This is a genomic window from Catenulispora sp. GP43, assembly GCF_041260665.1.
GTDB lineage: Bacteria > Actinomycetota > Actinomycetes > Streptomycetales > Catenulisporaceae > Catenulispora.
This window is the reverse complement of the sequence record NZ_JBGCCT010000009.1, coordinates 133,170-159,389: the sequence shown is the minus strand read 5'-3', so window position 1 is coordinate 159,389 and position 26,220 is coordinate 133,170. Positions and strand designations below refer to the sequence as shown.

The 26,220-nt window shown below is 71.6% G+C and carries 23 protein-coding genes and 1 pseudogene; 20 read left to right on the top strand and 4 right to left on the bottom strand.

All coding sequences use genetic code 11. The features are described 5' to 3' along the window. Positions 1-98: 98 nt before the first annotated feature. Both ABH926_RS20095 and ABH926_RS20090 read right to left on the bottom strand, forming a co-directional pair. Positions 99-338: a heavy-metal-associated domain-containing protein gene (locus tag ABH926_RS20095; RefSeq protein ID WP_370359382.1), complete on the bottom strand. Its 240-nt coding sequence runs from the start codon at positions 336-338 to the stop codon at positions 99-101. Beyond that, positions 338-1,174 carry a phosphatase PAP2 family protein gene (locus tag ABH926_RS20090; protein ID WP_370367396.1) on the bottom strand — a complete coding sequence of 279 codons (837 nt, stop codon included), beginning with the start codon at positions 1,172-1,174 and terminating at the stop codon, positions 338-340. Before ABH926_RS20090 ends, ABH926_RS20095 begins: the two co-directional genes overlap by 1 nt. A gap of 273 nt (positions 1,175-1,447) precedes the next feature. Here ABH926_RS20090 and ABH926_RS20085 point away from each other — a divergent pair, with 273 nt between their 5' ends. From ABH926_RS20085 to ABH926_RS19995, 19 genes and pseudogenes are all read left to right on the top strand, one after another. Beyond that, positions 1,448-2,815 carry a glutamine synthetase family protein gene (locus ABH926_RS20085; RefSeq protein ID WP_370367209.1) on the top strand — a complete coding sequence of 456 codons (1,368 nt, stop codon included), beginning with the start codon at positions 1,448-1,450 and terminating at the stop codon, positions 2,813-2,815. Between the two features lie 7 nt (positions 2,816-2,822). Continuing rightward, positions 2,823-3,563, top strand: a complete 741-nt coding sequence (locus tag ABH926_RS20080; RefSeq protein WP_370367208.1) for a gamma-glutamyl-gamma-aminobutyrate hydrolase family protein — start codon at positions 2,823-2,825, stop codon at positions 3,561-3,563. A gap of 3 nt (positions 3,564-3,566) precedes the next feature. Then, positions 3,567-4,925 (top strand): aldehyde dehydrogenase, encoded by a 1,359-nt coding sequence (locus tag ABH926_RS20075; protein ID WP_370367207.1) that lies wholly within the window; start codon positions 3,567-3,569, stop codon positions 4,923-4,925. A gap of 45 nt (positions 4,926-4,970) precedes the next feature. After that, entirely contained in the window at positions 4,971-5,753 is a 783-nt protein-coding gene (locus ABH926_RS20070; protein ID WP_370367206.1) for a 3-oxoacyl-ACP reductase, read from the top strand. A 37-nt stretch (positions 5,754-5,790) separates the two neighbouring features. Further along, positions 5,791-6,480 (top strand): DUF1707 domain-containing protein, encoded by a 690-nt coding sequence (locus tag ABH926_RS20065; protein WP_370367205.1) that lies wholly within the window; start codon positions 5,791-5,793, stop codon positions 6,478-6,480. 84 nt (positions 6,481-6,564) lie between these two features. Next, positions 6,565-7,590, top strand: a complete 1,026-nt coding sequence (locus ABH926_RS20060; RefSeq protein ID WP_370367204.1) for an ABC transporter ATP-binding protein — start codon at positions 6,565-6,567, stop codon at positions 7,588-7,590. Then, on the top strand, positions 7,590-8,417 hold the full coding sequence (locus tag ABH926_RS20055) for an ABC transporter permease (RefSeq protein ID WP_370367203.1): 828 nt from the start codon (positions 7,590-7,592) through the stop codon (positions 8,415-8,417). The genes ABH926_RS20060 and ABH926_RS20055 overlap by 1 nt, the downstream gene beginning before the upstream one ends. Before the next feature lie 13 nt (positions 8,418-8,430). Beyond that, positions 8,431-9,261, top strand: a complete 831-nt coding sequence (locus ABH926_RS20050) for an ABC transporter permease (RefSeq protein WP_370367202.1) — start codon at positions 8,431-8,433, stop codon at positions 9,259-9,261. 76 nt (positions 9,262-9,337) lie between these two features. Further along, positions 9,338-9,808 carry a hypothetical protein gene (locus ABH926_RS20045; protein ID WP_370367201.1) on the top strand — a complete coding sequence of 157 codons (471 nt, stop codon included), beginning with the start codon at positions 9,338-9,340 and terminating at the stop codon, positions 9,806-9,808. 153 nt (positions 9,809-9,961) lie between these two features. Beyond that, positions 9,962-10,273 (top strand): annotated as a pseudogene (locus tag ABH926_RS20040) (cell wall-binding repeat-containing protein); the annotation flags it as partial. Positions 10,274-10,359: 86 nt separating this feature from the next. Then, positions 10,360-10,725: a cell wall-binding repeat-containing protein gene (locus tag ABH926_RS20035; RefSeq protein WP_370367200.1), complete on the top strand. Its 366-nt coding sequence runs from the start codon at positions 10,360-10,362 to the stop codon at positions 10,723-10,725. A 220-nt stretch (positions 10,726-10,945) separates the two neighbouring features. Next, a complete protein-coding gene (locus ABH926_RS20030) occupies positions 10,946-12,469 on the top strand; it encodes a diaminobutyrate--2-oxoglutarate transaminase family protein (RefSeq protein WP_370367199.1) in 1,524 nt (507 codons plus the stop codon). 7 nt (positions 12,470-12,476) lie between these two features. Continuing rightward, positions 12,477-14,486 carry an aspartate aminotransferase family protein gene (locus ABH926_RS20025; RefSeq protein WP_370367198.1) on the top strand — a complete coding sequence of 670 codons (2,010 nt, stop codon included), beginning with the start codon at positions 12,477-12,479 and terminating at the stop codon, positions 14,484-14,486. Continuing rightward, a complete protein-coding gene (locus tag ABH926_RS20020) occupies positions 14,483-16,288 on the top strand; it encodes an IucA/IucC family siderophore biosynthesis protein (RefSeq protein WP_370367197.1) in 1,806 nt (601 codons plus the stop codon). Before ABH926_RS20025 ends, ABH926_RS20020 begins: the two co-directional genes overlap by 4 nt. Before the next feature lie 2 nt (positions 16,289-16,290). After that, positions 16,291-16,875 carry a GNAT family N-acetyltransferase gene (locus ABH926_RS20015; protein ID WP_370367196.1) on the top strand — a complete coding sequence of 195 codons (585 nt, stop codon included), beginning with the start codon at positions 16,291-16,293 and terminating at the stop codon, positions 16,873-16,875. Then, positions 16,875-18,215 (top strand): lysine N(6)-hydroxylase/L-ornithine N(5)-oxygenase family protein, encoded by a 1,341-nt coding sequence (locus tag ABH926_RS20010; protein WP_370367195.1) that lies wholly within the window; start codon positions 16,875-16,877, stop codon positions 18,213-18,215. Before ABH926_RS20015 ends, ABH926_RS20010 begins: the two co-directional genes overlap by 1 nt. A 2-nt stretch (positions 18,216-18,217) precedes the next feature. Further along, positions 18,218-20,017 carry an IucA/IucC family siderophore biosynthesis protein gene (locus ABH926_RS20005; RefSeq protein WP_370367194.1) on the top strand — a complete coding sequence of 600 codons (1,800 nt, stop codon included), beginning with the start codon at positions 18,218-18,220 and terminating at the stop codon, positions 20,015-20,017. 142 nt (positions 20,018-20,159) lie between these two features. After that, the gene (locus ABH926_RS20000; RefSeq protein WP_370367193.1) at positions 20,160-21,185 is read left to right on the top strand and encodes a hypothetical protein; all 1,026 of its coding nucleotides are present in this window, start codon (positions 20,160-20,162) and stop codon (positions 21,183-21,185) included. Positions 21,186-21,246: 61 nt separating this feature from the next. Next, positions 21,247-23,388 carry an ATP-dependent DNA helicase gene (locus ABH926_RS19995; protein ID WP_370367192.1) on the top strand — a complete coding sequence of 714 codons (2,142 nt, stop codon included), beginning with the start codon at positions 21,247-21,249 and terminating at the stop codon, positions 23,386-23,388. A gap of 137 nt (positions 23,389-23,525) precedes the next feature. Here ABH926_RS19995 and ABH926_RS19990 read toward each other — a convergent pair whose 3' ends face one another. Next, complete coding sequence (locus ABH926_RS19990) at positions 23,526-24,317, bottom strand: hypothetical protein (protein WP_370367191.1); 792 nt, start codon at positions 24,315-24,317, stop codon at positions 23,526-23,528. A 140-nt stretch (positions 24,318-24,457) separates the two neighbouring features. Continuing rightward, on the bottom strand, positions 24,458-25,147 hold the full coding sequence (lexA, locus tag ABH926_RS19985; RefSeq protein WP_370367190.1) for a transcriptional repressor LexA: 690 nt from the start codon (positions 25,145-25,147) through the stop codon (positions 24,458-24,460). Between the two features lie 516 nt (positions 25,148-25,663). On the opposite strand from lexA, the gene nrdR reads away from it, so the two are divergent. Further along, a complete protein-coding gene (gene nrdR, locus ABH926_RS19980) occupies positions 25,664-26,119 on the top strand; it encodes a transcriptional regulator NrdR (protein WP_370340699.1) in 456 nt (151 codons plus the stop codon). Positions 26,120-26,220 lie beyond the last annotated feature (101 nt).

Genomic DNA, 26,220 nt, shown 5'->3' with positions numbered 1-26,220 from the left:
CGGCGGCCGGGGCCGCCGAGGGATGCTTCGGGCGCGTGCCGCGGGCCAATCGCGGATGAGTGGCCCGGTGCCGCTGGCCGGCCTGCCGGGGGAGGCGCTCAGACCAGCTGGTAGCCGGCGTCCTCGATGGCGTCGCGCACCGCGGTGATCTCCAGCGGACCGTCGCTGGTCACCACCGCGCGCTTGCCCGCCAGGTCGATCTCGACGGCGTGCACGCCCGGCAGCGCGCTCAGCGCCTCGGTGACGGCCGCGCTGCAGTGCCCGCAGCTCATGCCCAGCACGCCGTAGGCGACGGTGGTGGGGACCGTGTTGGCCCCGGTTTCGGCGACGGCGGTCATCAGGTGCTCCTGGCAAGCTCGGGTTCGGTTGGCTCCGCCGAGGCTACGCGGGGGGTACGGATCCGTCCGACGCCACGCCGGACCCCGGACTGGATTCCCGCCGAAAGGAGGAGCAGCGCCACGCCGACGATGCCGTCGGCCCAGTAGTGGTTGGCGGTGGCCAGCACGACGGTGATCGTCAGGACGGTGTGCAGCGGTCCGATCCAGCGCCACTTGCTGGAGGACACTCGCCAGACCGTCCAGCCGACCAGGACCGCCCAGATCACGTGGACCGAGGGCATCGCCGAGAGCTGGTCGGGGGAGTTGGCGTCCATCGGGCCGTAGACCGACTGGTGGAAGTACAGCGCGGTGTCGACCAGGTGGGCCTTGGCGATCATCCGCGGCGGCGCCACCGGGATCAGCTGGATCGCCAGGGCGAAGGCGGTCGCCATGGCCATGGTGGTGCGGGCCCGGGCGTAGTGCTCGCGGTGCCGGACGAACAGCCAGATCAAGAAAATGATCATGCAGGTGAAGTGCATCGACGCGTAGTAGAGATTGAAGAACTTCACCACGGTCGGGTGCGCCGGGAAGAACAGGTGCTGGATCCAGTGCTCGCTGGGCAGGAACAGGTCGCGCTCGGTGTCCCAGATCCAGGTGCCCCGGCTGATCGCGCCGTCCACCTTCATCACCGACAGCTGCCCCGCCACCTGCCACAGGCCGAACAGGCCCAGGACGGTCCCCAGCTCCCGGGGGAACGGCATGTACCTCACCAGGACCGGCTTGCCGGAGAGGTACATGGCAGCGGCCAGCACGATGAGGACCCCGCACAGCCAGAAGGCCATCTGATAGGGCATCATCCAGTGCACGCGGGACTCCAGGGGCGGCTTCAGCGGTGATCAGCTGCGATCGGCTCAGCTTAACTCCAGTGGTACGCCGAGTGTCGGCGGCGTCCGGCGAACCAGTGCGCACGCGCTCGGAACAGCCCGTACCCGCACAAACACAGCGGATCTTGACTGGAGCTTTCGCCGTACACCAGGGTATGAGCCAGCACGTCGCAAACCTCTGTAAGTCACAAGGCCGCGGTCACCGTCTCCGTGCCCGCCTTGCGTTGACCTTTAGGTAGGCACACTATGCCCCCGCGTTCCGGCATGCTCACCCTCCAGCAGCTGCGCGACCTCATCTCGGTCGGCCGCGTCGACACCGTCCAGTTGGCCATGACCGACATGCAGGGCCGTCTGCAGGGAAAACGGCTGTCCGCGGAGTACTTCCTCGACGAGGTGGCCGCGCACGAGACCGAGGCCTGCAGCTATCTGCTCGGTGTGGACGTCGACATGAACACCGTCGACGGCTATGAGACCGCCTCCTGGGACACCGGCTACGGGGACTTCGTCCTCAAGCCGGATCTGAGCACCCTGCGCAACGTCCCGTGGGAGCCGGGCTCCGCGCTGGTGCTGGCCGACGTCGTCGACCACCACGGCGAGCCGGTCGCGCAGAGCCCGCGCCAGATCCTGAAGAAGCAGCTGGACCGCCTGGCCGAGCGCGGCTGGACCGCCTACGCCGGCACCGAGCTGGAGTTCATCGTCTTCGACGACTCCTACCAGGACGCCTGGCGCAAGGGCTACCGCGACATGCAGCCCTCGGTCCACTACAACGGCGACTACTCGATGCTCGGCGGATCGCTGGTCGAGCCGCTGCTCAAGCGCATACGCACCGGGATGGCCGGCGCCGGGATGTACGTGGAGTCCGCCAAGGGCGAGTGCAACCTGGGCCAGCAGGAGATCGCCTTCCGCTACCGGGACGCGCTGACCACCTGCGACAACCACGTGATCTACAAGAACGGCGCCAAGACCATCGCCCTGCAGGAGGGCAAGTCCCTCACCTTCATGGCCAAGTACGACCACCGCGAGGGCAACTCCTGCCACATCCACCTGAGCCTGCGCGGCCCCGGCGGCGTCCCGGTGATGGCCGATCCGGAGCGGCCCAACGGCCTCTCGGAGATGATGGAGCACTTCCTGGCCGGGCAGCTGGCCTTCCTGCGCGACTTCACCTTGATGTACGCGCCGAACATCAACTCCTACAAGCGCTACGCGAACGGCTCCTTCGCCCCCACCGGCATCGCCTGGGGCCGCGACAACCGCACCTGCTCGATGCGGGTCGTGGGCCACGGCGAGTCGCTGCGGGTGGAGAACCGGGTGCCCGGCGGGGACGTCAACCCCTACCTGGCGATCGCCGCGATGATCGCCGCCGGGCTCGCCGGGATCGACCGCGGCCTGAAGCTGCCGCCGGAGTTCACGGGGAACGCCTACGAAGCCGACATCCCCCGGGTACCGGACATGCTTAGCGAGGCCGTCGACTACTTCTCCTGGAGCGAGCCCGCCCGGGAGGCCCTCGGCAACGACGTCGTCGAGCACTACATCACCATGGGCCGCGTGGAACTCGCGGCCTTCCAGTCGACCGTGACCGACTGGGAGCGATTCCGTTCCTTCGAAAGGATGTGAGGCCGCGATGCCGGCCCCTCTCATCGGACTGAGCATGTACCAGGAGACCGCTTCGTGGGGCGCGTGGAAGAACGTGCCCGCCTCGCTGCTCCCGCACGCGTACGTCGAGTCGGTGACCCGGGCCGGCGGGGTCCCGCTGTTGCTGCCGCAGCACCTGGAACCCGACTCCGAGGACCTCAAGGCCGAGGCCGAGGAGGTGGTCGGCGTCCTGCACGGCCTGATCCTCACCGGGGGCCCGGACATCGACCCGGCCGGCTACAACGCCGTGCGCCACCTGGACACCGACAGCCCGCGCAAAGGGCGCGACGCCTGGGAGTTCGCCCTGCTGGCCGCCGCGCTGGCGCGCGACCTCCCGGTGCTGGCCATCTGCCGCGGTTTCCAGCTGCTGAACGCCGCGCTCGGCGGGACGCTGCGCCAGCACCTGCCCGACGAGGCGGTGTTCGGCGACGCGCACCGCAAGCAGCTCGGCCAGTACGCCGCGGTCCGCATCGATCTGGACCCGGCGGCGCCGCCCGGGCGCTCGCTGGGCACCCAGATCATCGCCTGGTGCCATCACCATCAGGGCATCGACAAGTTGGGGGAGGGCCTGCAATCCTCGGGCAACGCCCCGGACGGCTTGATCGAAGCGGCGTGGATGCCGGAGAAGGACTACGTCGTCGGGGTGCAGTGGCACCCCGAGGAGGACAGCAAGCCGGAGCTCTTCCGCTCGCTGACCGACGCCGCGACCAGATACGCCAAAGGACGATAGCGCGTGTACGACCTGATCAACCCGGCCACCGGCGCCGGTTTCCGCAGTATCGAGATGACCTCCGCCGACGGTGTGGACGCCGCTGTGATGCGCGCGCGCGACGCCTTCCCGGCGTGGCGGGACGTCGCGCCGGCCGACCGGGCCCGGCTGCTGCGGCGCTTCGCGGAGCTCGTGGACTCCCACACCGAGGAGCTCGCGCGGATCGAGGTGGAGAACGCCGGCCACACCATCTCCAACGCGCGCTGGGAAGCCGGCAACGTCCGCGACGTCCTGACGTATTACTCGGCCGCGCCGGAGCGCTTGTTCGGCCGGCAGATCCCGGTCGCCGGCGGTCTGGACCTGACGATCTCCGAACCGCTCGGCGTGGTCGGCGTGATCGTGCCGTGGAACTTCCCGATGCCGATCGCCGCGTGGGGCTTCGCGCCGGCGCTGGCCGCCGGCAACACCGTGGTGCTCAAGCCCGCCGAGACCACGCCGCTGACCGCGCTGCGGCTGGCCGAACTGGCGCTGGAGGCGGGGATCCCCGAGGGCGTGCTGCAAGTCGTCCCCGGCTTCGGCGCCGAGGCCGGTGCGCGGCTGGTCGAGCACCCGCACGTCCGCAAGATCGTGTTCACCGGCTCCTCGAAGGTCGGCCGCGAGATCATGGCGAAGTGCGCGGCGGACGTGAAGCGGGTGACGCTGGAACTCGGCGGCAAGAGCCCGAACATCGTCTTCGCCGACGCGGACATCGAGAAGGCGGCGGCCGGCGCGCCCTACGGCGTCTTCGACAACGCGGGGCAGGACTGCTGTGCGCGGTCCCGGATCTTCGTCGAGGCCGCGGCGTACGACGAGTTCATGGAGCACTTCCTGACCGCCTGCCGCGGCGTGGTGATCGGCGACCTGCTGGACGACAAGACCGAGATGGGCCCGCTCATCTCCGCGGCGCAGAAGGCGCGGGTGTCCGGCTACGTCGACCGGGTCCCGGCCGACCGCCTCGCGTACCAGGGCGAAGTGCCGGACACCGGAGGGTTCTGGTTCCCGCCGACCGTGGTCTCCGGGGTCGCGCCGGGCGATGAGATCCAGTGCGAGGAGGTCTTCGGGCCGGTGGTCACGGTGACCCCGTTCTCCTCGGAGGCCCAGGCGCTCGAACTGGCCAACCTCACCGAGTACGGGCTGTCCGGCTCGATCTGGACCCGCGATCTGTCCCGCGCGCTGCGGGTCTCGCGCGCCGTCCAGGCCGGCAACCTGTCGGTGAACTCGAACTCCTCGGTGCGGTACTCCACGCCCTTCGGCGGATACAAGCAGTCCGGCCTCGGCCGGGAACTCGGACCGGACGCGCTGGCCGCGTTCACCGAGACCAAGAACGTCTTCATCGCGATCTGAACGCGGCGAAGCATGAACACTCGGCAAACTCAGAACAGGAGCGAAATGACCGAGCGTCTGGCCGGCCGCGTGGCCGTCATCACCGGCGGTACCGGCGGGATCGGGTTGGCGACCGCGCGCCGGTTCGCCGCCGAGGGCGCGCACGTGGTGCTCGCCGACCTCGACGAGACGAGCGGCAAGGCGGCGGCCGAGGAGGTGGGCGGTCTGTTCGTGCGGACCGACGTCACCGACGCCGAGCGGGTGGCGGCGCTGTTCCAGGCCGCCGTGGACACCTACGGTTCGGTGGACATCGCGTTCAACAACGCCGGCATCTCCCCGCCGGACGACGACTCGATCCTGGCCACCGACATCGAGGCCTGGGACCGGGTGCAGAAGGTCAACCTGACCTCGGTGTACCTGTGCTGCAAGGCGGTCCTGCCGCACATGCTGCGGCAGTTCGAGCAGACCGGCCGCGGCGGGTCGATCATCAACACCGCCTCGTTCGTGGCCACGCTGGGCTCGGCCACCTCGCAGATCTCCTACACCGCCTCCAAGGGCGGCGTGCTGGCGATGTCCCGCGAGCTCGGCGTGCAGTTCGCCCGGCAGGGCATCCGCGTGAACGCGCTGTCCCCGGGGCCGGTGAACACCCCGCTGCTCAAGGAGCTGTTCGCCAAGGACCCCGAGCGCGCCGCCCGGCGCCTGGTGCACGTCCCGCGCGGCAGCTTCGCCGAGCCGGAGGAGATCGCCGCCGCGGTGGCCTTCCTGGCCAGCGACGACGCCTCGTTCGTGAACGCCTCGAACTTCCTGGTCGACGGCGGGATCAGCGGGGCCTACGTCACGGCCCTGTGACACTCGCAGATTCCTGGCTTCTTGTAAGGTCTACGCCATGACGAGCAACGTCCCCGAGCCGATCGACCCGCGGCAGCTGCGCGTTTCCGACAACGAGCGCGAACAGGTCGCCGAACGCCTGAGGGTCGCGGCCGGGGAGGGCCGCCTCGCCCTGGACGAGCTGGAGGACCGCATCACCGCGGTCTACACCGCCAAGACCTACGCCGAGCTGGAGCCGATCACCCGGGACCTCCCGGCGTCCGGCTCCCGCCCGGCCGCCGCGCCGGCTCCGGCCACCGGCCGCGGCCGCTGGCGGGTCGGCCGCACCCCGGGCCGCCGCAAGACCTTCGTGGTCATGGGCGGCTCGGAGAACCGGGGCGCCTGGGTGGTGCCGAAGCGGTACACGGCGTTCTGCTGGATGGGCGGCATCGTGCTGGACCTGCGCGAGGCCGAGTTCGAGGACATGGAGGTCACGATCAGCGCCTCCTGCTGGATGGGCGGCGTGGAGATCCTCGTGCCCGAGGGCCTGAACGTCCAGGTGCACGGCTTCGGCTTCATGGGCGGCTACTCCGGCAGCCCGGTCGGCCCGATCGACCCCGACGCGCCGACCGTGCACGTCAAGGGCTTCGCGTTCATGGGCGGCGTGGACGTCAAGCGCAAAGGCCCTCGGGAGCCCAAGAACGACGAGCCGCGCGGCGGCCACCAGGGCCACCACGGCCACCAGCATCACGGCGAGCTCGAAGGCTGAGATCCGCCGCCGGCGGCCGGGAGCACCGGCCGCCACGCCATAAAACGTTTACGGATTGTCCCTGAATCCCGCTAGGTTGCGGGCATGGTCGACATCTCCACCTCGCCCACGCCTGCCCTCATCTCCTCCTCCTCCGACGCCCCGCTGATCAAGGCGGTGGGCCTGCGCAAGGTCTTCCCGCCGACCAAGCGCGGCGGCACCCCCTTCACCGCGGTGGACGGCATCGACTTCGAGCTGCGCCGTGGCGAGGTCTTCGGGTTCCTCGGCCCGAACGGCGCCGGCAAGTCCTCGACCATGCGCATGATCGGCTGCGTCTCGCCGATGACCGGCGGCGAGCTGACCATCCTGGGCATGGACCCGCGGGTCGACTCCTCGCGGATCAAGGCCCGGCTCGGCGTGGTCCCGCAGGAGGACTCGCTGGACATGGAGCTCCGGGTCCGCGAGAACCTGCTGATCTACGGCCGCTACTTCGGGCTCAAACGGGCCGAGATCGCCGCGCGGACCACCGAGCTCCTGGAGTTCGTGCAGCTCTCCGACCGCGCCGAGTCCCCGGTCGAGCCGCTGTCCGGCGGCATGAAGCGGCGCCTGACCATCGCCCGCTCGCTGATCAACGCCCCGGAGATCCTGATCCTCGACGAGCCCACCACCGGGCTGGACCCGCAGGCCCGGCACGTGGTCTGGGACCGGCTGTTCCGGCTCAAGCAGACCGGCACCACGCTCATCCTCACCACGCACTACATGGACGAGGCCGAGCAGCTGTGCGACCGGCTGGTGGTGATGGACCACGGCCGGATCGCCGCCGAGGGCTCGCCGCGCGAGCTCATCGAGCGCTACTCCACGCGCGAGGTGCTGGAGATCCGCTTCGCGCCGGACGGCGCGGACCGCAAGGCCGCCGCGGCCTCGCTGACCGCGCTGGTCGGCACGAACGAGCGCGGATCCATCGACCGCATAGAGGAACTGCCGGACCGGATCCTGCTCTACAGCGACGACGGCGAGGCCTGCATGGCCGCCGTCCACGCCGCCGGGATCGTGCCGGTCGCCTCGCTGGTGCGGCGCTCGTCGCTGGAGGACGTGTTCCTGCATCTGACCGGACGGACGCTGGTGGACTGATGACTGTCTCCGCGGCCGCCGCGCCGCCGATGGCGGTCCGCGAACTGCGCGGGCTGCTCACGAACTACCGCCGCACCTGGCGCGGCTCGATCATCTCCAGCGTGCTCGGGCCGCTGATGAGCCTGGTGGCCCTGGGCATGTCGCTGGGCAAGATCGTGGACGCCGGGCCCGGCGCACGCTCCTTCGGCACGGTCGACGGCAAGCCGGTGAGCTACCTGCTCTTCCTGGCCCCGGCGCTGATGGCCAACGCCGCGATGCAGACCGCGATCGGGGAGTCGACGTACCCGGTGCTGTCGTCGATGAAGTGGCAGCGGACGTTCCACGCCTCGATCGCCTCGCCGCTGGGCTCGTTCGACGTCTTCCTGGGCCGGCTGCTGTTCATCGGCCTGCGGGTCCTGATGAACTGCGCGATCTTCCTGGTCGTGATGGCCCTGTTCGGCGCGGTGCGGGCGGCCGGACCCGGCGGGCTCGGCGCGGTGCTGTCCCTGCCGGCCGCGGTGCTGACCGGACTGGCCTTCGCCGCGCCGGTGGTGGCCTGGGCGGTGACGCAGGACCGCGACACCGGGTTCTCGGTGGTGTTCCGGTTCGTGATGATCCCGCTGTTCCTGTTCTCCGGGACCTTCTTCCCGGTGTCGCAGCTGCCCGTCGGGATCCGGCCCCTGGCGTACGCCACCCCGCTGTGGCACGGCGTGGACCTGTGCCGCGGCCTGGCGCTCGGGACGGCGACCGCGGGCGCGGTGCTGCTGCACCTGGCGTACCTGTTCGCGGTGATCGGCGCCTCGCTCTGGTACGGCAGGCGCACCTTCCGCCGCCGGCTGAACTTCTAGGAAGGAGCGGGTCGTGACGACTGCCGATCTGTCCGTGTTCTCCCAAGCCCCGCTGACCCGCCTGCTGCTGGGCCGGCGCGCCTTCGGCCCGATGGGCGGCGGCAAGGCCGGGGTGCTGGTCGAGCGCAACCTGATGGTCTACCGCCGGCTGTGGCTGACCATGGTCTCCGGGTTCTTCGAGCCCGTGTTCTACCTGCTGTCGATCGGCGTGGGTCTGGGCAAGCTGACCGGCGCGATCGACGGGGTCCCGTACGCGCACTACGTCGCCCCCGGCCTGCTCGCGGTCTCGGCGATGAACGGCGCGGTGTTCGACGCCACCTTCAACGTCTTCTTCAAGATCAAGTACGGCAAGATCTACGACGCGATGCTGGCCACCCCGCTGCGGGTCGGCGACATCGCCCTGGGCGACATCATGTGGGCCCAGCTTCGAGGGCTGATGTACTCGGCGGCGTTCCTGGCGGTCATGCTGGTCATGGGCCTGGTGCACAGCTGGTGGGCGCTGCTGGCGCTGCCGGTGACGGTGCTGGTCGGCTTCGCCTTCGCCGCGGTCGGCATGGCGAGCACGTCGTTCATGCGGTCGTGGCAGGACTTCGATCTGGTGACGCTGGCGCTGATGCCGATGTTCCTGTTCTCCGGCGCGTTCTATCCGCTGTCGGTGTACAGCCACTGGGTGCGGATCCTGATCGAGGCGCTGCCGCTGTACCACGGGATCGATCTGCTGCGGGCCCTGACGCTGGGGCAGGTGCACGTCGGGTTGCTGTGGGACGTGCTGTACCTGGCGGTGATGGGCCTGGTCGGAGCGGTGGTCGCGGCGCGGCGGCTGGAGGGGCTGCTGCTGACGTAGCTGTGCACAGCATTTCTGTGGATCCGGGACCTCGAATCAGGGCGCTAGCCTGAGCCGCTCGTTTCGCAGTATCAGTATGCTGCGGCCCCGGACCGCGGCGGGGGAGGAAGATCAGTTTGAACCGCGAATCCAGGGTCGTCCGGGCCCTCACCCTGGCCGCCGCGCTCGGCGCGGCGACCGCCACCGGCGCCGCGGGGCTCGCCGCGCCGGCGAACGCCGACTCCACGGCGCCGCACAACGGCCAGCTCGTACCGGCGACCTGTGGATCTCGAACGCCGACGGCACCGGGGCCCGGCTGCTGGACAAGGCGACCGGCCCGGTCGTCGACCACGTCGACGCGGCGGACATCTTCCCGCAGTGGATGGACGACTCGACGGTCGTGTTCGCCCGGAACAACGGCGGGGGGAACTTCCAGGTCAACGCGGACGGCACCGGGCGGAAGCCCTACACCGCTCCCGGCGGCCTGAAGGGCCAGCTCGTCTTCGGCCCCGGCGGCCTGGTCGCCGCCATCGCCAGCAACGCGTACACGTTCAACATCTCGATCTAACACGCCCTCGCCCTTCCTGCCGGCGCTCACGCGGCCGGCGATCGACCGTCTCGGCGGCACCGACCGGGTCGACACGGCCGTGAAGGTGTCGGGCTACAACACCGGGGCACCGGGTTCCTGCCCGGGGAGGGGAACGTCGTCGCGAAGAGCGCGGTGCTGTCCCGGGACGACCGGATCCTGCCGCCGGGTGCCACCATCTACCTGCTCGGCGGTGAGAAGGCGCTGTCGCCGCAGGTGGCGGCGGACGTGACCGCTCTGGGCTTCAAGGCGGACCGGATCGGCGGCACCGACCGCTACGCGACCTCGGTGGACATCGCCCAGGCGATCGGCGGGACGCCTGACAGCGTCGCCCTCGCGACCGGCAACGACTACCCGGACGCGTTGACCGCCGGCGCCGGCGTCAACGGCAACCGGACCTCGCCGCAGGTGGGTGCCGGCGTCGTCCTGCTCACCGACGATGGTGTCCTGCCGAAGGAGACGAAGGACTACCTGGCGGGCATCAACCCGCGGTCAGCAAGGTCTACGCGGTCGGCGGCCAGGGCGTCACCGCGGTGGCCACCGGCGAGCCGGGCTGGCGCGGCAAGGTCACGAACCTGGCCGGCCGCGACCGGTACGCCACCGCCGCGGCGGTCGCCGGCAGCTCCATGTTCCCGCAGGTCGACGGCGGTCCGCTGGTGCCGGGCCTGCTGGCCGACGGGGCTTCGCTGCCGGCGTCCGAGCTGGGCTGGCTGAAGCAGAACGCGCCGATGACGAAGACGGGGCCCTCCGGGCTGCCGATGGGCGCGCTTCCGGTGTTCGGCGGGACGTCCGCCGTCCCGGACAGCGTGATCAAGCAGGTCGGCGGCGTGTTGTACGGCGCGGGCAAGTACGACGTCTTCGACAACCGGCACCTGGCGACGATCGTCGGGCCGTTCTAGTCCTGATCCGCCGCTGAGTGAGGGGTCTTCCGGTTACGGAGGGCCCCTCACTTCGTTAGGTCGTACGCGGGTCGCCCCGCTGCGTCCGCGCTTGGCGTGTCGGAGACCCGCGTGTCTGATCACGCGCGCAAGAATCACTTTCGGTAGTGATTCAGGTTGACTTCCGTGACGGGAGTTAGGTAAGCCTTACCTGATCTCTTGCCACGGATGGAGAACCGCTATGCCCTCGCCCGCCCTGCCCGCCGACCGTTCGAATCCCCAGGCCGCCTCACAAGGCGACGGGCTGGTGTCCGCGGGCCGCCCGAATCCGGCCGCGAAGATCTCTGCCGCGAAGATCTCCGCCGCCAAGAACTCCGCATCCAAGAACTCCGCATCCAAGATCTCTGCACCGAAGATCCTCGCGCGGCAGGCGGCGCGCGAGTCGGCGGCGCGGACGTACGCGCGGCATCTGCCGATCGTGCCGGTGCGGGCGCGGGGGTCGTGGATCACCGGCGCGGACGGCCGGGACTACCTGGACTGCCTGTCCGGGGCCGGGACGCTGGCGCTGGGGCACAACCACCCGGTGGTGGTCGCGGCCCTGCGCGCGGTGCTGGACAGCGGCGCCCCGCTGCACGTCCTGGACCTGGCCACGCCGGTGAAGGACGAGTTCACCTCCGCGCTGCTGGCGGCGCTGCCGCCGGAGCTGGCCGCGGACTGCCGCATCCACTTCGCCGGCCCCACCGGCGCCGACGCGGTCGAGGCCGCGGTGAAACTGGCCCGCACCGCCACCGGGCGGCGCGGCGTGTTCGCCTTCACCGGCGCCTACCACGGCATGACCGCCGGGGCGCTGGCGCTGACCGGCGCCAACGCGGTGCGCGATCCGGCGGTCGCCGGCGACGCGTTCCTGACCAGGCTGCCGTTCCCGCATCCGTACCGCTGCCCGTTCGGTCTGGGAGGCACGCTCGGCGAGTCGGCGTCGGCGGCGTATGTGCGCACCCTGCTGTCCGACCCGCACTCGGGCGCGACGGCTCCGGCGGCGGCCGTGGTCGAGCCGGTCCAGGGCGAGGGCGGCGTGGTCCCGGCGCCGGACGGCTGGCTGCGCGCCCTGCGCGCGGTCACGGCCGAGCACGGCGTCCCGCTGATCGCCGACGAGGTCCAGACCGGCCTCGGGCGGACCGGGAGGCTGTTCGGGGTGGACCACGCCGGCGTGGTGCCCGACGTCATGGTCCTGTCGAAGGCGATCGGCGGCGGCCTGCCGCTGGCGGTGGTGGTCTACCGCGCGGACCTCGACCGCTGGGCCGAGGGCGCGCACACCGGAACGTTCCGCGGCGACCAGCTCGCCATGGCCGCCGGAGCGGCGACGATCCGCCACATCCTGGCCGAGGACCTGGCCGCGCGGGCCGCGGAACTCGGCGGACGACTCATGGGACGTCTGACGAGATATCAGGCCCATCACCCCCTCCTCGGCCAGGTCCGGGGCCGCGGCCTGATGCTCGGCATGGAGATCGTCGACCCGGACGCCGAGCCCGACGCACTCGGCGCCCTCCCCGCCGCGCCCGCGACAGCCCGCCGCCTCCGCACGGAACTACTGGCGCGCGGAGTGATCGCCGAACTCGGCGGCCGACACGGCGCCGTCCTCAGGCTGCTGCCGCCGCTCACCCTCGGCGACGACGAGGCCGACCACCTGATGAGCGTCCTGGGCCAGGCCCTGGACGCCGCATCCGACCGCACGATCCGCCGCGACTTGGAGGCAGCTGGTGTCTGAGCACACGGTGTCTGAGCACATTGACGAGGAACCGGGCACCCAGCTGCCGGTCCGGGCCGGCGCGAAGGTCGACATCGGCGAGATGAGCGGCGTCGAGGCCGACGTCCTGCGAGGAGTCCTGCGCGCCGAGCCGGTGGGGCGGCTGGCGCCGACGGATCACCCGACGGATCACCCGACAGACCACCCGACGGGGCCGGCGCTGAGCATCGCCGCGAACCAGGTCGCGAACCAGGCCGCGAACCAGGTCGCCAACCAGGTCGCCAATCTCGCCGCCGCTGCCGTGCCGGTGTCGCCGGGAGACTGCCTCGCGTCCCTGACCCTCGCGCCCGCCGATGCCGCCGCCGGAGCAGCCGCCTTCGCATCACCGAACCCCGCGCTCACCGAGCCGCTCGCCGCGCCGGTCTCGCCAGGCGACTGCCTCGCGCCGCTGACACTCACGCCCGCCGCGCCCGAGCCGCCAGCTGCAGCTGATCAGCCCGCCTTCCCCCCGCCGAGCCCCGCCATCGACGCCACCGCCCTGGCCTCCGGCCCGGCCGGCACCGGCGCCCTCGCCCTCCTGCTCGCCACCGTCCTCGACGGCCTCGACCGCGGCCGCGCCGACTGGCTCGGCCCGCTCCCGCCCGGCGGGCCGGCCGCCGTGCGCGAGGCGGTCGCCGCCAGCGGCTTCGGTGCGCTGCCCGACCAGGGCCAGGACCCCTTCGAGGCGCTCGCCGGCCTCGGCCGTCTTCTGGCCTGGGGCTCGGCCGATCCGGCGCATCCGCATTGCGCCGCGCACCTGCACTGCCCGCCGCTCGCGGTCGGTGTCGCCGCCGAGACCGCGGTGGCCGCGCTCAACCAGTCCCTTGATTCGTGGGACCAGTCGCCGGCCGCCGGGGAGATCGAGGAGCGGGTCGTCCGGAGCCTGACCCGCGCCGTCGGCTACTCCGATGCCAGTGCCGGCGTGCTGACCTCCGGCGGGACCGAGTCCAATCTCATGGGGCTGATGCTCGCGCGCGATGATGTGCTGCGGCGGCGCTTCGACGCCGATCCCGAGCTCGACGGGGTCCCGGCGTTCGCCGCCGGGCGTCTGCGGATCCTGGCCTCCGACCAGGCTCACTTCTCCGTCGCGCGCAATGCCGCGATCCTCGGGCTCGGGGAGCGGTGCGTCATTCCCGTCGCCTCCGACTTCGAGGGCCGGATGCGGTCCGATGCGCTGGCCGAGGCGATGGAGGCGGTCGCCGACCGGGACGAGATCCCGCTCGCCGTGGTCGCCACCGCCGGGACCACGGATCTGGGCGCCATCGATCCGCTGGTGCCGATCGGCAAGGTCGCGGCCCGGCACGGGGCCTGGTTCCACGTGGACGCGGCCTACGGCGGCGGCCTGCTGCTCGGCACCGTCGCGGACGCGCGCCTGCAGGGCCTGCACGCCGCCGACTCCGTCACCCTGGACCTGCACAAGCTCGGCTGGCAGCCGGTGCCGGCCGGCTGCTTCCTGGTCAAGCAGGCCGCGTCCCTGCGGTCGCTGGAGAAGCGCGTCGCCTACCTGAACTCCGTCGACGACGAGCAGGCCGGCTACCCCAGCCTGCTGGGCCGCTCGCTGCGCACCACGCGGCGGGCCGACGCGGTGAAGCTCGCCGCCGCCTTCCAGACGCTCGGCCGGAGCGGCTTCCAGGAGCTCACCGACCGCTGCCGCGCGCTCGCGGGCTACGCGGCCGAGGTGGTCAAGAAGCACGCCGACCTGGAGCTCACCGCCGAGCCGCAGCTGACCACCGTCCTGTTCCGCTACCTTCCGCCGGACCCCCGCGACGCCGACCGCGTCAACGGGGTCCTGCGGCGGCATCTGCTCGAGGCCGGCCGTGCCGTCCTCGGGCGCACCGAGCTGGCGCGGGAGCGGCCGGGTACGCCACCGGGCCGGGTCCGCCTCAAGCTCACCCTCCTCAACCCGCACACCACCGAGTTGCAGATCGAAGCTTTGCTGGCCGCCGTCCGCGCCGCCGGCGGCACTGCATCCTCGGCCTTCGTCAGGGGCCCGTCATGAACACATTCGCCGCCGACGAGCTGTCGGCCGAAGTCCTGTTGCGCTGCTGGGTCCGCGAGGCCCGGATCCCGGTGCCGACCGGCGGCCCGATGCGGCTGACCTTCCCGGCCACCGGCGTCACCGTCGAGGTGGACGTCGACGCCTGGTCGGCGGTCGGCTGGCACCGGTTCGGCCCGGCCTACCCGCTGGCGCTGCCGCACGCCAACCGCAAGTCCGCCGCGCCCAAGAACAAGGTCTTCGGGCGGCCGGCGGGCGAGGAGATCGTGCCGGACAGCGCCTGGACCGCCGAGTCCTGGCTGCCGCCGGCCGCCCCGCCGCCGCTGGACGCCGCCACCCTGGCCGCGCTGATCGCCCGCGAGGCCGGCGGCGGGGTCCCGGCGGTGGCCGAGCTGGTCGGCCGGGTCGTCGACTCCTCCCGCCGGATCGCCGCGCACCTGTCGCACGGCACCTCCCAGGGCGAGACCCGCTTCCTGTGGGCGGAGAAGGCGCTGGTCGCCGGACACCCCTTCCACCCGGCGCCGAAGGCCCGCGAGGGCTGGTCGGAGGAGGAGGCGGCCCGCTACTCGCCGGAGCTCGACGGCTCCTTCCAGCTGCACTGGTGGGCCGTGGACCCGGCGATCGCCGGCCACGACTCGGCCGAGCCCGACACCGCCCCGGCCCTGGTGCACAAGCTGCTCGGCGGCGATCTGCCGCGCGGCGCGACCCCGAACAGCATCCTGATCCCCACGCACCCCTGGCAGTCGCAGGACCTGCGCCGGCGCCCCGAGGTCCAGGCCCTGACCGACCAGGGCCTGCTGGCCGACCTGGGCCCGCACGGCCGCCCGTGGCACGCGACCAGCTCGATCCGCACCGTCTATCGCGCCGACGCCCCCTACATGCTCAAGCTGCCCCTGGCGCTGCGCATCACCAACTCCAAGCGCGAGAACCTGCGCAAGGAGCTGCGGCGCGGCGTCGAGGTCCGGCGGATGCTGGACGCCGGCCTGGCCAAGGCCATCACCGCCGCGCACCCCGGCTTCGGCATTCTCGGCGACCCGGCGTGGATCGTCGCCGAGACCGGGAGCCTGGGCCTGGACGTGCTGCTGCGCGAGAACCCCTTCGGCCCGGTGGACCGCGTCTACTGCGTCGCCGCCTTCGCCGACCTCGGCTACGGCCCCTCCCGCAACGGCCACCTGCGCGAGAACCTGCTCGCCGACATCATCGTCGGCTCGGCCGAGCGCACCGGCCTGCGGCCGGCCGAGGCGGTGCTGGACTGGTTCACGCGCTACCTGGAAACGGTCGTCGTCCCGATCCTGTGGCTGGACTCGGCGTACGGGATCACGCTGGAGGCGCACCAGCAGAACACCCTGGTCATGCTGGACGCGAACGGCCTGCCCGAGGGCGGCCGCTACCGCGACAACCAGGGCTACTACTTCCGCGAGTCCGGGGTGCCGAATCTGGCGGACTTCGTGCCGCGCCCCGGCGAGGACAGCGACACCGTGGTCGGCGACGCGATCGTGGACGAGCGCCTGACCTACTACGTCGGCGTCAACAACCTGATCGGCATGATCGGCGCGCTGGGTGCCACCGCGCTGGTCGACGAGCGCCGGCTGCTGCGCCGGGCCCGGGAGGTGCTCGGCCGCTTCGCCGCCTCGCGCCAGGCCGCCGGCCGGGCGCACCGGGTCACCGAGTCGCTGCTGGAGAGCTCGACGCTGTCGTGCAAGGCCAACCTGCTGACCCGGGTCGCGGGCCTGGACGAGCTGGTCGGCCCGCTGGAGACGCAGAGCGTGTACGTGCAGATCCCGAACCCTCTGGCGGTGCCCTAGCGATGGCGATCATGAAGATGCCGCAGACCCGCACCGGATGGCTGCTGCCCACGCCGTTCGGCCGGTTCGAGATGGAGCAGCTGCGGCCGCTGAAGGACCTGGCCGTGCTGCACCGTTGGATGAACGACCCGGAGGTGGCCGCGTTCTGGGAGCTGGCCGGGCCGCGCGAGGTGCTGGACCGGCATATCGCCGGGCAGCTGTCCGCGGCGCACTCCGAGCCCTACCTGGGCCGCCTGGACGGCGAGCCGATGAGCTACTGGGAGGTCTACCAGGCCGACCAGGACCCGCTGGCCGGGTACTACTCGGCGCGGCGCGGGGACGTCGGCATCCACGTGCTGATCGGTCCCGGCTCCTACCGCGGGCGCGGCGTCGGCTCCACGCTGATCCGCGCCGTCGCCGACTGGGCCCTGTCGCGGACCGCATCCTCGCGCGTGCTGGCCGAGCCTGACCTGCGCAACCAGCGCTCGATCAGGGCCTTCACCAATGCCGGGTTCGAGCCGCGCGGCGTCCTGGACCTGCCGGACAAGCAGGCGATGCTCATGGTCTACGACCGGACCCTGATCCCCGAGACGCGGAGGGCGGGCTGATGCAGCACTATGACGTGGTCGGGGTCGGGATCGGCCCGTTCAACCTGTCGCTGGCCGCGCTGGCCGAGCCGCTGCGGGAGAACCACAGCCTGCAGCCGCTGTTCCTGGAGCAGCGCCCGGCCTTCGCCTGGCACCGGGGCATGATGCTCGACGGTGCCACGCTCCAGGTGCCCTTCCTGGCCGATCTGGTCTCGCTGACCGACCCGACGAGCCGGTTCTCGGTGCTGAACTGGCTGCGCGAGACCGACCGCCTCTACAGCTTCTACTTCGCCGAGAACCTGTTCCTGCAGCGCCGCGAGTACGAGGCCTACTGCCAGTGGGTCGCCGCGCAGCTGCCGTTCTGCCGCTTCGGCGCGACGGTGACCCGGGTCCGCCGCGCGGAGGCCGGCTTCGAGGTCGAGTACCAGGCGCCGAGCGGTCCGACGATCGCCACCGCGACGAATGTCGTGCTGGGCATCGGGACCGAGCCGGTGACACCGTTCGACCTCCCCGGGGCGACGCTGCACAGCGCCGACTACCTCCTGCACCGCGAACGGCTGCGGACCCTCGACGACGTGACCGTGGTCGGCTCCGGCCAGTCCGGCGCCGAGGTCGTGCTGGACCTGCTGCGGACCGGCGTGCCGGGCCAGCGGGTCCGGTGGCTCACGCGCAGCGCGGCCTTCGAGCCGATGGAGTACTCGAAGCTGGGGCTGGAGCACTTCACCCCGGACTACACCCGTTTCTTCCACGGCCTGCGCGAGGACGTGCGCGCCGATCTGCTGCGCGCCCAGGGCCGGCTGCACAGGGCGATCAGCTTCGAGACGATCGCCGACCTGCACGCCGAACTGCACATGCGCTCCTTCGACAGCCTCTACGGCGGGACTCTCGGCCTGGCCGGCGATACCGGCGCGACGCTGCTCCCCGGTGTCTCGGTGACCGGCGCGGCCTGGCAGCCCTCTGGTTCCGGTTCCGGTTCCGGTTCCGGTTTAGGCTCCGTCGAGCTCACCTGCCTGCACGACCGCCAGAAACGCGAGTTCAGCGTCCTGACCGACGCCGTCGTCCTGGCCACCGGCTACCGCGACCGGGTCCCGGACTTCCTGGACGCCGACCTGGCGCAGCTGCTCGGCCCCGCCGACCTGGACTACCGGGTCGCCCCAGGGGTGTACGCGCAGAACGCCGAGCAGCGCACCCACGGCGTCGGCGCCCCGGACCTGGGCCTGGGCGCCCACCGGGCGGCCGTCATCCTGAACGCCCTCACCGGCCGGACCGTCTACGACCTGCCCCGGCGTGCCGCGCACACCGCCTTCGACCCGGAGGCGGCCGCGGAGCGTGATCCCGGAATTCGAATCGAGGTGCCCTGAGAATGTCCCCTTCGGCCCGCAACCTCCGTGCCGAGACCGGCGCGGCTTCCGAGTCCTGGCGCAAGGCGGCCCGCGCGCTGCTGGCGAAGTGCGTCGGCGAGTTCTGCTACGAGGGATTGCTCGACCCCGATCCGGATCCGGAGGCCGCCGGCGCCGACCACTACCGCCTGGACCTGGACCAGGGCGTCTGCTACCGGTTCCGCGCCGACCGCGGCGACTACGGCTCCTGGTTCGTCGACCCCGAGTCGCTGCGCCGCTCCGAGCGCGGCGCGGACAGCACCCCGCACGACCCGCTGCTGTTCGTCCGCGATGCCCAGGGCCGCCTGGACCTGCCCGGCGACACCGCCGGGCACCTGGTGCGCGAGCTGGCCGCGACGCTGGCCGCCGACGTGGGCCTGGCCCGCTCGGCGGTGACCGCCGCGGAGCTCGCCGACCTGTCCTACGCCGAGCTCGAAGGGCACATGACCGGCCACCCCTGGATCGTGTTCAACAAGGGCCGGTTCGGCTTCTCGGCCTCCGACGCCCTGCGCTACACCCCCGAGGCCCGGCACCACATGCGCCTGCCGTGGATCGCGGTGGACCAGGACCTCGCGGAGTTCAACGCGGTCCGGAACCTGACCTCCCAGCGCCTGTACACCACGGAGCTGGACTCCAACACCCGCATCCGCTTCGGGTCGGAGCTGGTCCGGAACGGCTTCAACCCGGCGCGCTACTGGTGGCTGCCGGTGCACCCGTGGCAGTGGGACGAGATGATCCAGCCGCTGTTCGGCGCGGAGGTGGCGGCCGGCCTGATCGTCCCGCTGGGCTACGCCGACGACGAATACCTGCCGCAGCAGTCGATCCGGACGTTCTCCAACGTCACGCACCCCCAGCGCCACCACGTGAAGCTGCCGCTGTCGGTGCTGAACACCATGGTCTGGCGCGGACTGCCGACCGAGCGCACGGTCGCGGCGCCGGCGGTGACCTCGTGGCTGCTGGACATCGCCGACGCCGACCCGTTCCTGAACGACGAGTGCCGCGTGATCCTGCTCGGCGAGGTGGCCTCGGTGGCGGTGCGCCACCCCGTGCTGGACCGGATGCCCGACGCGCCGTACCAGTACCGCGAGCTGCTCGGCGCCATCTGGCGCCAGCCGCTGCCGCCGCGCCTGGAGCCGGGGGAGCGGGCCCGCACCATGGCCTCGCTGCTGCACCTCGACAGCGAGGGCCGCCCGCTCGTGGTCGAGCTGGTCAGGCGCTCGGGGCTGGACGGCGCGGACTGGCTGGACAAGATGTTCGCCGCGGTCCTGCCGCCGCTGCTGCACTTCCTGTACAAGTACGGCGTGGTCTTCTCCCCGCACGGGGAGAACGCGGTGCTGGTCAACGACGAGCGGGAGTGGCCGACCCGGCTCGCGGTGAAGGACTTCGTCGACGACGTCAACATCTCGGCCAAGGACCTGCCCGAGCTCGCCGAGCTCCCCGCCGAGGTCGCCGCCGTCATCCTGCGCGAGATGCCGGACTACCTGTGCCAGTTCATCCACGCGGGGCTGTTCGTCGGCCACTTCCGCTACCTGTCGCGGATCGCCGAGCAGCACCTGGGCGTCGACCCCAAGCTGTTCTGGGGCCTGGTGGCCGACCGGATCCTGGACTATCAGGCCACGTTCCCGGAGCTGGCCGACCGCTTCGAGGCTTTCGACCTGTTCACCCAGCGGATCGACCGGCTGTGCCTGAACCGGAACCGGCTGCTGCTGGACGGCTACCGGGACCGCGCGGAGCGGCCGCACGTCGAGGCGCACGGGACGGTCGCCAACCCGCTGAGCCTGTAACGCCGATCCGGTCCCGGCCGCCGCGTGCCCCCCGTGTGGCACGCGGCGGCTGTGTGTGCCCGTCTCAATACAACGCGTTGGACAGCGCGGCCCCACCATGTTTCGATCAGATTCGAAGGTCTCGTCAAGCGTGGGGGCGCCGATGCTGCGGTTCGATCTGGACGGGCCGACACTGGCGAACACCCGGTTCGCGATCTCGCCGGTCGCCATCACCGTCCACGCGCTGTCGCTGCTGTCCGCGAAGGCCGCGCCGTTCGGCGGCGGCTGGCACGACCGCGTGCGATCCGCCGTCCGCGACCACCGCCTGGCGGCGGTCGGCTCCTTGTTCGGCGCCGCCGGCGACTACGTCCCCGACTTCCTCACCCCGCAGCCCCTCGGGCCCGAGGCGGAGCTCGGCGACGAGTTGCACGCGATCGCCACGACCGGGGCCGAGCGGCTGGCCTTCGAGCTGCGGGTGACGATCGAGGGGGTGCCCTGCGAGAACGTCACGGGCATCGCCGGCGGACGGGCCCCGGCCGCCCTGCTCGATCTGGCGGAGCGCGGCGAGCGGGAGGCGGCCGAGCGGCTGGCGGCCGAGCTCGACCAGGTCTGGCGGCTGGTGATCGCGCCGGCGTGGCCGGTGCTCCGGGCCCGGCTGGAGGCGGACATCTCGGCACGGGCCCAGGTCATGGCCCGCCATGGGCTGGCCGCGATGTGGCCCGGTCTGCACCCGAGCCTGGACATGCCGGCCGACGACCACCTGCGCGTGGCGAGCCGCTTCAAGGGCCGGATCCCGTCCGGCGGCGGGCTGACCCTGGTGCCGACGGTGTTCGGCAGTGTGCTGCGGATCATCGCGGACTCGGTCCCGGCGCCCGATCCGCGCTCGCCGATGCTCGCCTATCCCGCGGCCCCGGGACCGCCGAGCCGGTCGTCCGACGCCGTAGCGCCGCCGGATCCGGCGACCCCGGACCTGCTCGGCGCGACCCGGGCCCGGCTGCTGGCCGACCTGGACATCGCGCGCACGACGGTGGAGCTCGGCGAGCGGCACTTCCTGGCCGTCAGCACCGTGTCGTACCACCTGGGCATCCTGCACCGCTCCGGCCTGGTGACCCGGGTCCGCGACCGGAACCGGGTGCTCTACCAGCACAGTTCGCGAGCTGCGGCGCTGCTGCCCCGACCCGGCCGGTGACCGTCGGGGCCGGGGGATTCGGTCCCGAGCTGTCGGCGCCGCCAAGTACTCTGGTGCGACCATGCCGAACTCTGGCGGGGCCACCCCCGAACCTTCCACAGACGACCTGACGCCCCTGCTCGACGCGGCAGTGGAGGCGTTGGGCGGCCAGACACGCCCCGGCCAGATCGCGATGGCCCAGGCCGTCGCGGCCAGCCTCGACGACCGGGTGCACCTGCTGGTGCAGGCCGGCACCGGGACCGGCAAGTCGCTGGCGTACCTGGTCCCGGCGCTGGCGCACCACAAGCGCGTGATCGTGGCCACCGCGACGCTGGCGCTGCAGCGCCAGCTCGTGGCGCACGACCTGCCGCGGCTGGCCACGGCGATAACCCCGCTGATCAAGCGGGAGCCGGCGTTCGCGCTGCTCAAGGGCCGCAACAACTACGTGTGCCTGAACAAGGTCGAGGGCGGCGCCGCCGAGGACGAGAACCAGGACGTGCTCTTCGACCCGCTGGCCGTGGGCAAGCTCGGGGCCGAGGTGCTGCGGGTCCGGGAGTGGGTGCAGGAGACCGAGTCCGGGGACCGCGACGACCTCTCGCCGGGCGTGTCCGACCGGGCCTGGGCGCAGGTGTCGGTCTCGGCGCGGGAGTGCCTGGGCTCGAAGTGCCAGTACTTCGAGGACTGCTTCGCCGAGCAGGCCAAGGAACTGGCCCGGTCCGCGGACGTGGTCGTCACCAACCACGCGCTGCTGGCCATCGCGGCCATGGACTCCGACGTGCAGGTGCTGCCCGAGCACGACGCCGTGATCGTCGACGAGGCACACGAGCTGGTGAACCGCGTGACCTCGGCGGCGACCGGCGAGCTCACCAAGACCGCGGTCGAGCGCGCGCACCATCGGGCCGACAAGTTCCTGAAGGAGGCCACCGGCGCGAACCTGGCGGTGGCCACCCTGGACCTCACCGAGGCGCTGGAGAACACCCCCGAGGGCCGCTTCCAGCGCGGCCTGCCGGAGGAGTTGGGCATGGCGCTGGTCGCGCTGCGCGACGCCAGCCGCTCGGCGCTCACCGAGCTGTCCAAGAACAAGGGCGGCGACCTGGATATGGACGGCGCCCGCAAGCAGGCGCGGGCCGCGACCGAAGCCGTGCACCAGGTTGCCGAGCGCGTACTGGAGGGCGCCGAGCAGGACGTGGTCTGGCTGGAGCGCAGCGAGTTCAAGGGCGTTAAGAACTCCACGCTCAAGATCGCCCCGCTCGGCATCGAACACCTGCTGCGCTTCAAGATGTTCGCGCGCACCCCGGTGGTCCTCACCTCGGCGACGCTCAAGCTCGGCGGCGACTTCACCGGCGTGGCCGGCAGCGTCGGGCTCTACGGCAGCGAGCGCGTGGAACTGGACTTCAAGCCGGAGCTGCCCGAGGAGATCTACGACGCGGCGGTGAAGCTGCTGCGCGACGGCGACAGCGACGGCGAGGAGTTCCTGGACACGGTCCAGAACCTGCCGCAGCACTGGCGCGCCCTGGACGTCGGCTCGCCCTTCGACTACCCGAAGCAGGGCATCCTGTACGTCGCCCGGCACCTGGACCCGCCGGGCCGCGACGGCATCCGCGACGACCAGCTGGACCTGCTCGCCGACCTGATGGACAATGCCGGCGGCCGGACGCTGGGCCTGTTCTCCTCGATGCGCGCGGCCCAGACCGCGGCGGAGAAGCTCCGCGCCAAGATCGACCTGCCGATCCTGTGCCAGGGCGAGGACTCGCTGGCCGAACTGCTCCGCAAGTTCGCCGACGACCCCGAGACCTGCCTGTTCGGCACCCTGTCCCTGTGGCAGGGCGTGAACGTGCCGGGGCCCTCGCTCCAGCTGGTGGTGATCGACCGCATCCCGTTCCCGCGCCCCGACGACCCGGTCTCCGCGGCCCGCACCGAGGCGGTGGGCCGCAGCGGCGGCAACGGCTTCATGGCGGTCTCCGCCTCGCACGCCGCGCTGCTGCTGGCCCAGGGCGCCGGCCGCCTGATCCGGGCGATCGACGACAAGGGCGTGGTGGCGGTACTGGACTCGCGGCTGGCGACCAAGCCGTACGGCGGCTTTCTGCGGGCGTCGATGCCGGCCTTCTGGCAGACCGACGACACCGACCGGGTGCTGAAGTCGCTGCGGGCCATCGACGCGATGGCGAAGCTGGCGGGGAACGCGGAGGAGAAGGCCGAGGAGGAGGCCGCCGAGGAGGACTGAGGCGGGTTCGGCGGCAGGCTGTGCCGGCGCCGGAAAGATCTCGGCTTTGAAGAACAGATCTCGGCTCTGAAGAAGAGATCTCGGCTTGGCAGAGCTGAGGCGGGCGGCTGTCGCCCGCCCGCCTCATCAGCCGTCTGTCAGCTCTCCGGCGTCGTGGAGTACTGCAGCGCGTTGAGCGCGTTGCTCGGGTTGGTCGCGTAGACGCCGAGCTTGGGGCCGGAGACGTTCATCGAGTTCGGGAGTTGGAGGTCCTGGACGTCCTTGCCGCTGGAGTCCTTCGTGGGGTTGGCCGTCACTTCCAGGTAGCTGTAACCGGCGGAGTTGCCCGAAGCGGAGCCCGGGTCCAGGTCGACCGCCGCGTACAGCGTCGTGCCGGACAGGAAGGTCGAAGGCTGCGCGGTACCGGCGGCGCCGCCGGGGATCAGCGGCCGGAGCTCGTCGGAGGCGTCGGTCGGGCTCTTCACGATCCACAGGTAGGGGATCGCGTTGATCATGCAGGTGGGGCCCGTGTTCTTCACGGCGATGATGGGGTTCGTCGGGGGCTGTCCCTGGTCCTGGAAGAGCGAGGCGTTCAGCTTGGCGTTGTCGCAGGCCGGGTGGCTGACCGGCGCGGCGGCGTTGGACCCGCCGGTGGAACCGCCGTTGGACCCGCCGGAGGAACCGGAGTTGGAGCCCGTGCTCGAGGTGGCGCCGGTGGCCGGGGCGCTGGAGGAGCCGCCCGCCGGGGACGAGCTGGAGCCGCCCGCCGGGGCGGAGGAGGAGGCGTTGCCCGGCGCAGCGGAGGTGGTGGTGCTCGGCGCGGCTGCGGTGGTCGAGGAGCCGGCGGCCGGGCTCGCGGCGGCGGGCTTGGCGCTGGACGCGCATCCGGTCGCGGCGACCGCCACGAGAGCGCCGCCGGCCAGGAGAGCGATGCTGTTCAGTCGGTTCATGCCTAGGTGACGTGCACCGGGTACAGCAGGTTGCTGACAACCCTAAGGCGTTGAGGAAACTCTCCGACCAGCGGCTCGGCGCGGCGGCGGGCGGGTCCTGCCCGATCAGGACCCGCCCGCCGCCGCCCGGCGGCGATCGATCAAAGACGGCGCAGCACCGTCACGACCCGGCCCAGGATGACCGCGTCGTTGCCCGGGATCGGCTCGTAGGCGGCGTTGCGCGGCATCAGCCAGACCGCGTTCGCCTCCTTCTTCAGTTCCTTGACGGTCGCCTCGCCGTCGATCATGGCGGCCACGAACTCGCCGTTCTCGGCCTGCTTCTGCTGGCGGATGACGACCACGTCGCCGTCGCAGATCGCGGCCTCGATCATCGAGTCGCCGACCACCTTCAGCGCGAAGAACTCGCCCTCGCCCACCATCTGCTTGGGGATCGGGATCATCTCCTCGACGCGCTCCTCGGCCAGGATCGGGCCGCCGGCGGCGATCCGGCCGACCAGCGGCACATACGCGGGCTCGGGCTCGGAGCCGTTGCCGGTGCGCGTCGTGCCGCCCTCGGCGCCGCGCACGATGTAGGCGCGCGGGCGGTTGGCGTCGCGGTGCAGGAAGCCCTTGCTCTCCAGGGTCACCAGCTGGTGCCGCACGCTGGAGGTGGACTGCAGGCCCACGGCCTCGCCGATCTCGCGCATCGACGGCGGGTAGCCCCGGCGACGCACCGAGTCGCGGATGACGTTCAGGACCGCCGTCTGGCGCTCGGTCAAGCGCGGGGACGGAACGTGTCCGTCGTGCGCGGCCTCTCGGGTGTCGGTCGGGGAAGTACTCCGGACGGCCATGGCTTGCGGCTCCTTCGCCAGTGAGCTGGGCGGTGGCGGGTGATGGAAACTTTGTTCGCTTGGATCAACCGTAGCGGGTGCCACCCCCACAGTGACGAACGGCTGTTCGACAACCCGTGAGGGGGGGGCGGGCGTACGGAATGTCTAACGCGGCACCGGCTGGAAGGTAACGGCCTGTTTCCACAACTCTGTTCGCTCCGGTCCCGGCCGCCCGGCGCGGCGTTGGTCCGGTCGGGCGAAAACCGGGGAGAATCTCAGGGATTCGAACAGCGCCCCGGGCTTGCCCCTGTAGCTGCGGCGATCGCGAACAGTAGTCCCACGGACCACGTTCACCCCTTACGCGACACGCCGGTCCGGGTTGCGAGCGGTGGGGCGGAGTGGCTAACGTACCCCTACATCTTGTGATTGGAATAGCGTCAACGCTCCATAGGTTGTGGTTAGTAGACCACAGCGGAGGGTGACGCCATCCCGTCACGCGCTCGCCATGTCACGCTGTGAGAAGGAGGCCGGAAAACCGTGCACTGTCCCTTCTGCAAGCATGACGACAGCCGCGTCGTGGACTCCCGCAGCTCCGAGGACGGCACCTCGATCCGCCGCCGCCGCCAGTGCCCCGAGTGCGGGCGCCGCTTCACCACGGTGGAGAGCGCTCAGCTTTTGGTGGTCAAGCGTTCCGGCGCGACCGAGCCGTTCAGCCGGGACAAGGTCGTCGGCGGCGTGCGCAAGGCGTGTCAGGGCCGGCCGGTGACCGAGGGCCAGTTGGCCGTGCTCGCCCAGCGGGTGGAGGACGTGCTGCGGGCCGCCGGCTCCGCGGAGATCCCCGCCCACGAGGTCGGGCTGGCGATACTCGTCCCGCTCCGGGAGCTCGACGAGGTCGCCTACCTCCGCTTCGCGTCGGTGTACCGGGCCTTCGAGTCCCTGGAGGACTTCGAGGCCGAGATCCTGATGTTGCGGGCGGAGCGCGAACGGGCCTGAGGCCTGAGCCCGCCATCGCCGGCGGGGACATGATGAAAACTTTCGTGCGGGCCCCGCCTGGGGCCCGGCGATCCAGAGCTTGTTCAATTCCGCAGGCGGCG